At 51.5% G+C, this 11996-nt stretch carries 14 protein-coding genes; 5 read left to right on the top strand and 9 right to left on the bottom strand.

What is annotated here, in order from left to right; translation table 11 throughout:
• Positions 1-41: 41 nt before the first annotated feature.
• On the top strand, positions 42-1145 hold the full coding sequence (locus tag EA408_12755) for a UDP-N-acetylglucosamine 2-epimerase (non-hydrolyzing) (GenBank protein ID TVR69254.1): 1104 nt from the start codon (positions 42-44) through the stop codon (positions 1143-1145).
• Positions 1146-1171: 26 nt separating this feature from the next.
• On the opposite strand, the gene EA408_12760 is transcribed toward EA408_12755, so the two are convergent.
• From EA408_12760 to EA408_12770, 3 genes are all read right to left on the bottom strand, one after another.
• Positions 1172-1564, bottom strand: coding sequence for a hypothetical protein (locus EA408_12760; protein ID TVR69255.1), 393 nt, complete (start codon positions 1562-1564; stop codon positions 1172-1174).
• Positions 1565-1655: 91 nt separating this feature from the next.
• Positions 1656-2528: a hypothetical protein gene (locus EA408_12765; protein TVR69256.1), complete on the bottom strand. Its 873-nt coding sequence runs from the start codon at positions 2526-2528 to the stop codon at positions 1656-1658.
• On the bottom strand, positions 2525-3451 hold the full coding sequence (locus tag EA408_12770) for a phosphorylase (GenBank protein TVR69257.1): 927 nt from the start codon (positions 3449-3451) through the stop codon (positions 2525-2527). The genes EA408_12765 and EA408_12770 overlap by 4 nt, the downstream gene beginning before the upstream one ends.
• A gap of 89 nt (positions 3452-3540) precedes the next feature.
• Between EA408_12770 and EA408_12775 the strand changes: the two genes are divergently transcribed.
• Entirely contained in the window at positions 3541-4005 is a 465-nt protein-coding gene (locus tag EA408_12775) for a DUF4293 family protein (GenBank protein TVR69258.1), read from the top strand.
• Here EA408_12775 and EA408_12780 read toward each other — a convergent pair.
• The 6 genes from EA408_12780 to EA408_12805 all read right to left on the bottom strand — a co-directional run bounded on the left by EA408_12780 (position 3998) and on the right by EA408_12805 (position 9021).
• Positions 3998-4459 carry an aspartate carbamoyltransferase regulatory subunit gene (locus tag EA408_12780; protein ID TVR69259.1) on the bottom strand — a complete coding sequence of 154 codons (462 nt, stop codon included), beginning with the start codon at positions 4457-4459 and terminating at the stop codon, positions 3998-4000. The genes EA408_12775 and EA408_12780 overlap by 8 nt on opposite strands.
• Positions 4460-4485: 26 nt before the next feature.
• The gene (gene pyrB, locus EA408_12785) at positions 4486-5397 is read right to left on the bottom strand and encodes an aspartate carbamoyltransferase (protein TVR69260.1); all 912 of its coding nucleotides are present in this window, start codon (positions 5395-5397) and stop codon (positions 4486-4488) included.
• 138 nt (positions 5398-5535) lie between these two features.
• Positions 5536-6147, bottom strand: coding sequence for a YigZ family protein (locus tag EA408_12790; protein ID TVR69261.1), 612 nt, complete (start codon positions 6145-6147; stop codon positions 5536-5538).
• Positions 6120-6929: an alpha/beta hydrolase gene (locus tag EA408_12795; GenBank protein ID TVR69262.1), complete on the bottom strand. Its 810-nt coding sequence runs from the start codon at positions 6927-6929 to the stop codon at positions 6120-6122. The genes EA408_12790 and EA408_12795 overlap by 28 nt, the downstream gene beginning before the upstream one ends.
• Before the next feature lie 282 nt (positions 6930-7211).
• Positions 7212-8198 (bottom strand): electron transfer flavoprotein subunit alpha/FixB family protein, encoded by a 987-nt coding sequence (locus EA408_12800; protein TVR69263.1) that lies wholly within the window; start codon positions 8196-8198, stop codon positions 7212-7214.
• A gap of 73 nt (positions 8199-8271) precedes the next feature.
• Positions 8272-9021 carry an electron transfer flavoprotein beta subunit/FixA family protein gene (locus EA408_12805; GenBank protein ID TVR69264.1) on the bottom strand — a complete coding sequence of 250 codons (750 nt, stop codon included), beginning with the start codon at positions 9019-9021 and terminating at the stop codon, positions 8272-8274.
• Positions 9022-9176: 155 nt separating this feature from the next.
• Here EA408_12805 and EA408_12810 point away from each other — a divergent pair, with 155 nt between their 5' ends.
• The 3 genes from EA408_12810 to EA408_12820 all read left to right on the top strand — a co-directional run.
• Positions 9177-10508, top strand: coding sequence for a hydroxymethylglutaryl-CoA reductase (locus EA408_12810; GenBank protein ID TVR69265.1), 1332 nt, complete (start codon positions 9177-9179; stop codon positions 10506-10508).
• Between the two features lie 33 nt (positions 10509-10541).
• Positions 10542-11573, top strand: coding sequence for a hypothetical protein (locus EA408_12815; protein ID TVR69266.1), 1032 nt, complete (start codon positions 10542-10544; stop codon positions 11571-11573).
• A 62-nt stretch (positions 11574-11635) separates the two neighbouring features.
• Positions 11636-11996 (top strand): diphosphomevalonate decarboxylase (locus tag EA408_12820; GenBank protein TVR69267.1); only part of this gene is annotated, 361 nt, incomplete at its 3' end.

Genomic DNA, 11996 nt, shown 5'->3' on the forward strand with positions numbered 1-11996 from the left:
ATTGAATAGAATTATTTAGGGTTTATAAATTTAATAATATTATGCTTGTTGATTTAATTGCTGGTGCAAGACCAAACTTTATGAAAATTTCGCCGATCATTGATGCTATACATTCTGTCAGGGATAAAGGTGCAGACATCGGTTACAGGCTCGTACACACGGGGCAGCATTATGATATTAATATGAGTACCAGTTTCTTTGAACAACTCGGTATTCCGGATCCTGATATAAATCTTGGCGCCGGAGGCGGAACGCAGGCTGAGCAGACTTCAGCCATTATGCTGGGTTATGAAAAGTTGCTTTTACAAAGAAAACCGGATATCTGCATAGTTGTGGGTGATGTTACATCTACTATGGCATGCTCTGTCGTAGCCAGAAAAATGCATGTAGAAGTTGCGCATGTTGAGGGTGGTATCAGGTCGGGGGACTGGAGTATGCCTGAAGAGATAAACAGGGTTGTTACAGACAGTATCAGTAACTATTTTTTTACTACCAGTGAGATTGCTAATGATAATTTGAGAAAGAGCGGGGTGACTGATGACAGGATATTCTTTGTCGGCAATACGATGATTGATAGTTTACTGAAACACCGGCCAAGGTTTCAAAAACCACCAGTATGGGACGATCGTTTTCTTGAGGAGGGAAAGTACTTTGTAATGACACTGCACAGGCCGGCTAATGTTGATGAGGAGCATAAACTGAAAGACTTGATAAATGAGATATTGGCCCATTCAGGAGAATTGCCTGTGGTTTTCCCGGTTCATCCCAGAACCATGAAAAGTCTGAACAAAATGGGACTTAAGCACGAACGGCTGGTAACTGTTGAACCTCTGGGGTACCTTGAGTTTAATTTCCTTGTAGAAAGATCATTTGCAGTTATCACAGATTCCGGTGGAATTACGGAAGAAACAACGGTGATGGGTGTCCCATGCATGACATTGCGGGATAGCACAGAACGACCTGAGACTGTTACAATAGGTACAAATGAATTGTTAGGGATAAATCCGGAAGCAATTAAGCCTGCAATGGCAAGGTTGTTCTCAGGAAACTGGAAAAAGGGATCTGTGCCAAACCTGTGGGATGGTAATACAGCTTCAAGAATTGTTGAGGCCTTACTGAAATTAAAGGACTGCGAAATCCGGTGACGGCCAGGATCGAATAGAGTCGATTGTTAGGGGACTTGTGATGAAGCTGGTTTGGCTGGTTTGAACTTTTCAGGCAATACCCTCCACGCTATCCAACCCGGAAAGAACCCGAGTATATTTGCCAGGATGTCGAGGTGGCTGAAGTTGCGGCCGTAGCCTCCGAATCCCTGGAGGATCTCCATCATGGAACCCCAGATAATTACATAGAGCAGAGGCAGGAACTGGCGGGTCCTGCCGGAGAACTTATCCGGCCATGTATAGAAGAGCAGGAAGGTGAACACCGCGTACATGCCGAAATGCACCACCTTGTCGGCGTGCGGGAACAGTGAGGCGCTGGTGATCGGCAGCTTGTTGGCGGGGAACAGGCTGAGTGTGGTGATCAGCAACACGTATGTAATGAATATGATCTTTTTGTACATCTCTGTTTTTTAAACCGGCGGTAAAGATAGTTAAAAGGGAGTGGCAGTCCAACAGCAGCCGGCTGTTAAATTAGCGGTGCTGCCGTCAGGGTCAGCCGGGCCTGAAGATCCTGAGCAACTCTTTCAGGTCTGCTGTTTTGTCCTGAAATCCGGCTTTTTCGTATGCCAGTATCATGCTGAGAAGTAATCGTTCGGCAATGGTGCGGTTGTCGCAGGGTTGGTAATAGTGTGCACGGGGCTCTATTTTCTGCTGTCCCAGGTAGAGGTCAATCTCTTTTCTGCCGAGCACTGAGCCGTTCTGGTAAGGGTTTATGTAGAAAAGGACCTCCGGGGGGGCTTCGGCGGCTCTCTTTTTGCCGGCCCTGTCGACCCATGCCGTGAGGAATATTTTCGGCAGACTTACTCCATATACGGGCAGTTCCAGGTTCTGCGCCACGAGAATATATAGTATGGACAGCGTTACGGGATTGCCTTTTTTGCTTTCGAGTACCAGGTTGATATAGGTGTTGCGCGGGGAGTTCAGGTGTTTCCGGTTTTTGGAGAATTTTTTTATGTCATAAATGACATGATTGATTATCCTCACCTTTTCCAGTGCCGTCAACCGGTTGTTCAGTTCAATCCAAATCGCATCTGAGATGCTCTTTATCTCTTTTCTTACCTCATCTGTTTCAAGGTCGGGATACTGGTATCTTGCCAGCAGGCAAACACCTTCCAGCAGATCGAAGGCTCCATGGCTGTGCCACTTCTCAAGGTCGTGTTTGAGGCTCCTGAACTGGATATCCCTGATTATGTTCTCTATTTTCTCCTGGTGTTCGTGGTCTGCTGTCTTTTCCCACGCGCTTTCGAGCTCGGGTATTATTTCGGCGCCGAGTTCCAGCAGGTTGCCGCTTACCACATCGCTGACCTCGGCGTCGGGGTCGTCGAGCAGATGGATCAGTGCGCGTATGTTCTTTTTGTCCATCATCCGGTGATCGTATCAAGTACTGAAACGATAAGGTCTGACATGGTCTCTTCGTGACGGGTGCTTGATGTTTTGCTGGCCCTGTTGGCAATGATGGCGCAAACGGTGAGCGCATCATGGCCGAGAAGCTTTGACAGCCCGTAAATGGCCGAACATTCCATCTCGTAATTGGTTATTTTGTGCCTGCCGTACCTGAACTTTTCTATCTTGTCGTTGATGCCGGGGTCGACCGGCTTCAGCCTGAGTTCCCTTCCCTGGGGACCGTAGAAGCCGGGTGCCGAAATGGTAACCCCCGGGATGAACTTATCGCGGTATTTGCTCTCTGCGGTGAACTTCTTCAAAAGCCTTTCTGAGGCGGACACTACATACGGTGCCGCAAGCCTGCTGTTCCATCCGACATGTTCTGTGAAGGCTTTTTCAAACCCCTGGTCGCATATTTTGTCTGCTCCGCCGTAGAAGTTGAGGAGTCCGTCGAATCCTACCGCCAATTCCGATAACACGAACGCGTCTACGGGAATATCTGCCTGCAGTGAACCGGATGTGCCTATGCGGACAATATTCAGCCTTGTATGCTCTTTTTTGGGCTTCCTGGTTGCCAGGTCGATGTTGGCCAGGGCATCGAGCTCATTGATCACTATGTCGATGTTGTCGGTGCCTATGCCTGACGACAGGGCGGTTATCCTGACCCCATTGTATCTGCCGGTATGGGTGACGAACTCCCTGCGCTGCTTTCTGACTTCAACGGTGTCGAAGAAGGAGGATATGATCTCCACCCTGCCGGGATCTCCTGCAAGGATAATATGCCGTGCAATATCGGCGGGCAGCAGGTTGAGATGGTAAATGCTGCCATCGGGATTCAGTATAAGCTCGGTGCCGGGTATGGAACCGGATCCGGCACTTTCTCCATGGTTATCTGTTTGCTTCATATGTGATGCAAATATACTGACAAATGAGAAATAGCCATTGGAGATAATTATTTATCTTTACCCATGCAAAACCGGTAATTAATAAGGTTATGATACAACGGATACAAACAGTGTGGCTCTTGCTGGCTGCCGCCATCATGTTTTCAATGTTTCTTTCTCCCCTGGCTGAGATGATCGGGCCGCAGGGTGAGTACTACAGGTTTGCGCTTACCGGCATCTATGAGGGGGTGGGGGAGACCGCGAACAGGATTGAATCGGCTATGCCTGTGTGGTTCCTGGTTACAGTGACCGGAGCCCTGAGCCTGGTGACCATTTTATTCTACAAAAGAAGGATTCTGCAGATAAGGATATGTATATTCAACCTGATGCTGCTGATCGGGTTCTATGCCCTTTTCTTCTTCTATTTCTTCCATCTGAGGTCGACCCTCGAAGTGGTGATGAACTTCAGGATAACCGTTGTCTTCCCCGCTATAGCGGTAATAATGGTATTCCTTGCCACCAGGGGGATACGGAAGGATGAGATGCTTGTCCGCTCCTACGACAGGATCAGATGAACACCATATGCTCCTGGTCGGTGATCTTTTCGCAGTAGTGGCACTTGAGCGATACCTCCTTTTTTGAGATCACCCTGAATTTCTGTTTTACGTCGTCGTTGTTGGTGATGCATTTGGGGTTTACGCATTTCACTATACCGGAGAACCCGTCGGGGACGATCACCTCCTTTTTCTCTTCCACCTTGTAGTTCCTGATGATATTGAGCTTGGCCTGGGGGGCCGCGAGTGCTATGCGGTTGATCTCCTCGTCGACAAAGAATTTGTCTGATATCTTCACGATGGCTTTGCTGCCCAGCTTCCCGCTTTCGAGGTTGGTGCCGAAGGTGATCTGGTTATCTATATGGTCAAGTCCGAGTATATTGATGACGCTGAACAGGTTGGCAGCGGGGATGTGGTCTATTACGGTGCCGTTCCTGATGGCGCTTACCTTGAGTTTTTTTACGTCTTTTGCCATGGGTTTACTGTTTTGTTGGTTCCTGATCAGTTATCTAAACCAAGAATAAGTGATATGATGGCCTGCCGGGTGTAAACGCCGTTCAGCGCCTGCGTGAAATAGTATGCCTTCTCGCTGTCGTCGACATCGGTGCTGATCTCATTGACCCTGGGAAGGGGGTGAAGCACCTTCATGTTGCTCCGGGAATTCTCAAGCATTGAGTTCTTCAGCACGTAGGCGTTCTTGGTCTTTTCGTAGTCGATAGGGTCTGAAAAACGCTCCTTCTGCACCCTGGTCATATAGATTATGTCGGCCTCGCCAATGATGTCTTTGAAGTCGGAATGCTCCGAATATTTGAGATTGTGCTGGTCGAGGTACATCTTGTACTCGGTTGGTATCTTCAGCTCTTTGGGCGAGATAAAATAGAAGGTGGCATTGAAATGCGCCATGGCCATCAGCAGGGAATGGACAGTACGGCCGTATTTCAGGTCTCCCACAATGAACAGGTTGAGGTTTTCAAGCTTGCCCTGGGTCTTCCTGATCGAGTAGAGGTCGAGCAGTGTCTGGGTGGGGTGCTGGTTGGCTCCGTCGCCGGCATTGACGATGGGGACCGTGCTGACCTCGCTGGCATACCTGGCGCTGCCCTCTATGGGGTGGCGCATCACTATCAGGTCGCTGTAGTTGCTTACCGTCTTGATGGTGTCTTTCAGCGTCTCTCCCTTGGTGGCACTTGATGATGAAGAGTCTGAAAATCCTATGATCTTGCCTCCAAGCCGGTTGACGGCGCTCTCGAAGCTCAGGCGCGTCCTTGTGGAGGGCTCAAAGAAGAGGGTGGCTATTACCTTGCCGTTCAGGATATCCCGGGAGGGGTTCTGCTCAAAGTCGCCGGCAAGATCGAGCACCTGCAGTATCTCCTCCTTTGAATAGTCGTTGATTGAGATCAGGCTTCTGTTTTTCACTGAGTTATGGTTTTTGTGGTTATTGAGGTAAAAATACGCAAGAACGGGGAGGCAAAAAATATCTGTTAATAATTATTTGATAACTTATTAACAGGAAGGTTGGCGGCCGGTAGTGAAAAACTGCCTGGCTGGATGAAGTCAATCATCCGGCAGAATGGTGACAGTAACGTTGGCCACCGGTGCCAGCCGGCCGGCCAGCTCGCCTGACCTCCCGGCTGGGATGCTCAACGTTATGGTACAGTCCGTGTCAAACTCCTGGCTTATGTGGGTTGCCTCTAGCTCTTTCAGTACCCTCATCACATCGTTCATCGCCTCGTAGGGAAAATCGATCCTGAACTGCTCCTCGACGGTTTTTACGACTACAGCGGCATTTTCTATGGCATCGGCTGCCGCGCTGCGATACGCATTTACCAGTCCCCCGGTCCCCAGCAGCACTCCCCCGAAATACCGCACCACCACAATGAGCACGTTTGTCAGCTCATGCTTGTGTATCTGCATCAGTATGGGCCTGCCCGCCGTACCCGAGGGCTCGCCGTCGTCGTTTGCCCTGTAGTGCTCCGCATCTGCACCAAGTCGCCATGCATAGCAGTGGTGGCGTGCATCGTGGTACTGACCCCGGAGGTCGCCGAGGTGGCTTTTCACCTGCTCTTCGCTGGTTACGGGAAAAGCAAAGGCGAGGAACTTGCTGCCCCTGTCTTTAAAGTATCCTTCTGATCTGGTTTTTATTGTACGGTAGCTGAGCTGCTCCATAATACCTCCTGCCCGGTAAAGAACCGTTCGGTGTTCCGGAGTACGATGTCCCTCTGCTCATGATGCGGGGTATGTCCGCATTCAGGTATGTGAAGCTTTATTCCCGTCCCCCCCACATGGGAGGTAATCGTTTCTGTCTGCAACACCGTGCCGTAGTTGTCTTCTTCACCCTGAACTGCCAGCACCGGGGCGGTTATCTCGGGAAGGATCAGCTCAATGCTCCACCCGGCTGTCTCTTCAGAGGTCCATACATTGGCCCAGCTGTAGAACATCGAGTCGGTCTTGTCGCCGTGGTACTTCTGCAGCCTTTCCCTCAGCCCGTTATTCTTGAATTCGTGGACCGCATGTTTGATCCCCCGAATGGTAACCGGCTCCATGAAGATGTGTGATGATTCTGCAACTATGGCCGCCGTGCGCGAGGGGTAAAGTGCGCCGAATATAAGTGAAATGGTCCCGCCGTCGCTGTGCCCGAAAAGCATTACCGGCTCGTTGACACCAAGTTTGTCGAGCAGCGCGGGCAGCACTTCGGCCGCTTCGTGGTAAAGGAAATCGTTATCGCGGGGTTCTGTGATCTTTTCTGATTCTCCGTATCCGTAACGGTCATACATCAGTCCCCGAAACCCCGTTGCGCGGCAAAGGGCCTGGGGGAAATCCCTCCAGAGCTTCATGCAGCCGAGGCCTTCGTGAAGGAACACGATGACAGGCTTTCCGGCGCTATGAGCGTCGTTGTTAATCCATTGATAAGCAAGCTTTTTGTCCCGGACTAACAGGTGATTTACCATAACATTCAAAGAATGGTTAGAGGGTCAAATATAGGTAAAAAAGGATAATTGCAACCGCGTCCAATGTTAAATCGGACCCCCGACGGGGTAACTGCTTTTGGCATTGGAAATTAATCTGTGAAGAATTTTATAAAAATATTTCCACAGATTTTGATTCCTGCCTTTCGGCGGAATTGTATCGTCTCAATGTGCAGTTATAGAGGTTTTTACGGGGGCGTGTCGAAACCTGCTTGTGGGTTTTTATTACTGCCGGGACCTGTAAAAGCGTATCTTTTAGAGCTTTCAGAGAGGCTGCCGCTGTTTCCTGACCGCCTCTATAAGTTTGGGCATCACCTCTCTGATGTCGCCCACGATGCCATAGTCCGCTTTCCTGAATATGGGTGCCTCAGGGTCCTTGTTGACCGCCACTATCATTTTGGAGGAGTTGACTCCCGCAAGGTGCTGGACCGCTCCCGAGATGCCGAGTGCCAGGTAGATGTTGGGTGATATCACCTTGCCGGTCTGCCCCACCCATCCGTCGTGCGGGCACCAACCCTCGTCATAGGCCGGACGCGAGCATGCAGTGGCCCCTCCAAGCAGTCCCGCCAGCTCTTCAACGTACTTCCAGTTCTCCCTCGCTGCCAGTCCCCGACCACCGCTTACCACCACCCCGGCTTCAGCAAGCTTCACCTGGCCGTCAGACATGGTAAAGTCGACCACTCTTATGCCTTTCGGCGGAAGGGCAGGCGATGATCCGGCGGGAGGCTGAAAACCGGTAACTTCCGGTTCAACCGGGTTCTCCTTTATTCCGTAGGTGTTAGGCAGAAGTACCAGCACCCTGCCGGCTGTTTTGACGGTTACCGTGGCAATGGCCTTTCCTGAAAATATCTTCTTGTTGATAGTGAAGGGATCGGTGCTCACAGGCAGTGAATAGACACCTGATACAAGTCCGCTCTCCATCTTTGCCGCAACGACAGGCGCCAGCGCCCTTCCGTTGACGCTACCCGTAAACAGTACAGTTGCGGCCCCGGCATGTTCTGCTGCAGCGGCTATTACGCCGGCCTGCCCTGTTATATCTGATGACCGGGGGGTGTCGCTGCTTGCCAGCATGATCTTCTGTGCCCCGTACCTTGCAAGGCACTCCCTGGTCTCATTGCTGAACGGTCCGGAGACACAAACGGTAACCGGCTCTTCGCTGCTGCCGGCCAGATCGGATGCATAGCTCAGAAGCTCGAGCGAGCTTCGCCTTACTTTGCCGTCTTCTGTCTCTATATAAGCAAGTACCTTCATTTGCAAAAATTTACAGATCTGTTATCTTGAGGAACCGGCCATGCAAAGAGTAACTTCACGTGTGCCTGAACTGTCAGCTTATTCCTGCCCCGGCATAAAGTTTTTCTGCCAGGAGCCCATATTCATTTTCTGTAATCATCGTGCACTGTTTTTCCGTACCGGGCAGACTGTATGCTGTATTTTCGGTAAAGTGTCCCGCGGCAAGGGCCGGCAGCACCTCGACCGGTTTATTTCTCGCCTGCATGATGTCGCGCATGGTGGGGATGCCGGGAGCAGAGGTGATCCCTTTTTGTATGACTGCAATAAACGGCACCTCTGCTTCCAGCCTTTCCTTCCCATCACCCGTCTCCCGGTGAACCATTATCTTGTTATCTTCTATATTCATCGATGTGATATTGGGAAGGCAAGCGTACCCGGTTATGCCGGCCAGCATGCCGCCGACCGCAAACCCGTTGAAATCGCTCGACTCGGTACCTGTCAGCACCACATCGTATTTGTCTCTCTTTACAACTTCTGCTATCTGGCTGGCCACGAACCACGAATCGACCGGGTCGGCGTCAATCCTGACGGCGTTGTCGGCACCCAGTGCCAGGGCCTTCCTGAGTGAAGGGACCGTATCGTCTCTTCCCACAGTTATTACTGTAAGCGATTCAATGAATGCAGGATGTTCTTTCCTCAGCTGTGCAGCCCGGGTGAGCGCCAGCTCGTCCCACGGATTTATTATCCAGGTTATCCCGTTGAGATCTATCGACGAACCGTCGGCCGTTATCCTTATATCTGTTTCAGTATCGGGTACATGACTTATACAAACTAGCATCTTCATCTGCGCCGGGTTTTTCTTTTCGGTTTGCCGGTATTATTTTTACTAAACCATAAACAGTTTTTGTTTTTAAATGTTTACTGTTTGTTTAATAAAGTTGTTATTTTGTATGAACAAAATTGTTCACTTCCGCGAAAGCGTAACAAATTCAGGTTATTATGCCCGATGATAAAATAATAAAAGGTTTTTCACGGCTGGGTCACAGGGAGAAGCTGGAGATGGCTGCGGCATATACTGCCGACCCGCAGAGGTCCGTTGAGATTGCCGGAAGATACAGGCACGGCGATGAGCAGGTGCAGAAGCTTCACGATGGCTTCAGTGAGAATACGCTTACCAATTACTATATGCCGTACGGCGTGGCGCCAAATTTTCTCATCAACGGAAAAAGTTACATGGTGCCGATGGTTACCGAGGAGAGCTCGGTGGTGGCGGCTGCGGCGCGGAGTGCGGCATTCTGGGCCGGCCGGGGCGGATTCAGGTACGAGGTGGGCGCTATGATAAAGAGCGGTCACGTACATTTCCTGTGGAGCGGCGACAAGGAAGTGCTGAAGGAGCTCTTCCCGGTCATCAAAGAAAGGATGGTGGAGGCTGCTGCCCCGGTTACCGCCAACATGGAAAAGCGCGGGGGAGGTATCAGGTCGGTCGCCCTTGAGGATATGAGCAGCGAGATTGAGGGTTATTTCAGGGTCAGGGGCGATTTTGACACCAGGGATTCGATGGGGGCCAACTTCATTAATTCGTGCCTTGAGGAGTTTGCCGCCGTGCTGGAGGATTTTGCGGCGAATGACAAGCGGATGTCGGGCAGGGGCGAGCTGCAGGTGGTGATGTCAATTCTTTCAAACTATACCGGCGGCTGCAGGGTAAAGGTTTCGGCCGAATGCGCCGTGGAGGAGCTGGAGGCCTTTTCCGGGGGCATGCCGGCGGAGAAGTTCGCGCGGAAGTTCGTTTTGGCCGTGCGGATGGCTGAGGTCGATGTCTGCCGGGCAACCACTCATAATAAAGGGATATTTAATGGTATTGACGCTGTGGTGATAGCCACCGGCAACGATTTCAGGGCGGTGGAGGCTGCCGGCCATGCCTGGGCTTCAAGGGGCGGGCGATATGGAAGCCTGTCAGAGGCGCTTGTGGAGGACGGAAGGTTTTTTATAGCACTGGAGCTGCCGATGGCAGTGGGGACTGTAGGGGGATTGACGGGATTGCACCCCATGGCGCGGATGTCGCTCGAGATGCTTGGCAACCCCGGCGCAGATGAGCTGATGGGTATCGCGGCTTCGGCGGGACTGGCAAGTAATTTTGCGGCTGTGGGTGCGTTGGTTACAAAAGGGATACAGGCGGGCCACATGAAGATGCACCTGTCAAATATACTCGCCCGTTTCGGGGCGACGGAGAGTGAAAGGGAGGCGGCAACGGAATATTTCAGCGGCAGGAAAGTGGGTTATTCGGCTGTTGAGGAGTTTTTGAACGGGTTAAGGGGGACGGGGAGAGGATGAGATGGGGAGAGTTCAATTAAAAAGGAGCATGTTATGGTGAATTCAGGGAGAAGGAGATCGTGGTTCTCGCGCGGCAAGCTGATGCTGACGGGCGAGTATGTGGTGCTTAAGGGCGCCGCGGCGCTGGCATTGCCGGTGAAATTCGGACAGGGACTGGAGTGGTGGGGTGACCGCAGTTCCCGGAAGCTTGAATGGGATACTTTTGTGAAGGGGGAGAAGTGGTTCAGTGCGGTTTTTACCGTTTCGGCCAACGGCTATGAGGTTGAATCGTCGTCGGATGCCGGACGGGCCGGTTTTATTGTCAAAATACTGAATGCTGCAGCCCGGCTGACCCATGATCCCCTGCCTGCCGGCAGGGCGGAGAGCAGTGTGGGGTTCGATATGGGATGGGGACTGGGAAGCAGCTCTACGCTGATCTCAAACATCGCCTGGCTGTTTGATGTGAACCCGTTCGCGCTCCATTTTTCTGTCTCAAGGGGATCAGGCTACGATATCGCCTGCGCCAGGTCGGATATGCCGCTGGTTTACCGCCTGGAAAACAGCCGGTCGATGCCGGTGTACCGGCACGTAGCTTTTGACCCGCCCTTCTCGGGCGATCTCTATTTTGCCTATACGGGGAGAAAGCAGGACAGTGCCGGTTCTGTTGACGGATTTCTTTCGGGAGCGGGGAAAAAGAAGAGTGTGCCGGATAAGGTTCTGAATCGTATTTCTGAAATTACCACCGCCGTGACGGAGGTAACCGACACAGATAGTTTTGCCGGATTGCTGAAGGAGCATGACAGTCTGATACGGCCCTATACCGGCGCTGAGCATCCCGCCGGGGGTGGTTTTGGAGGTACTGAGCATCTCGCCGGGGGAATTCTTGCCGGCGCTGAACATCCCGCCAGAGATATTTTTGCCGGCTTCCCCGGTTATGTGAAGCCGCTGGGAGCGTGGGGAGGGGACTTCGTAATGCTGACATGGAAGGATGGGTACAGGGAACTGAAAAAACTACTTGAACAAAAGGGTATTGATGTTGTTTTTCCCTGGGATAAAATAATTTACACTGCTGGTGAAAAAAAATAACGATCATTTTCGCTGGAGGAGAATAATGATCACCCCGGCTGAAAGAGAATAATTGAACGCCAATGATAAAAGAAAACGATAAAACTGCGGGGAGGATCTGCTGGCGCAGTCCCTCGAACATAGCCCTGGTAAAATACTGGGGCAAAAAAAAGGGGCAGGTGCCTGCCAACCCTTCAGTCAGCATGACTCTGAGTGAATCGTATACAGAAACGTGCCTGGGCTATTCGCTTGCGGCGCCCGGGGATGGTTCACTGGCAAGGTTTGTCTTTGAAGGGAGCGAGAACGAACAGTTTGCCGGCAGGATACGGAATTTTCTGGGTTCGCTGCATGACCTCTATCCGTTTATGGGGGACTATAAGCTGGATATCGAATCGTCAAACAGCTTCCCTCATTCATCGGGCATTGCCTCGTCGGCATCGGCAA

The sequence above is a fragment of the Marinilabiliales bacterium genome, assembly GCA_007695015.1.
Taxonomy (GTDB): domain Bacteria; phylum Bacteroidota; class Bacteroidia; order Bacteroidales; family PUMT01; genus PXAP01.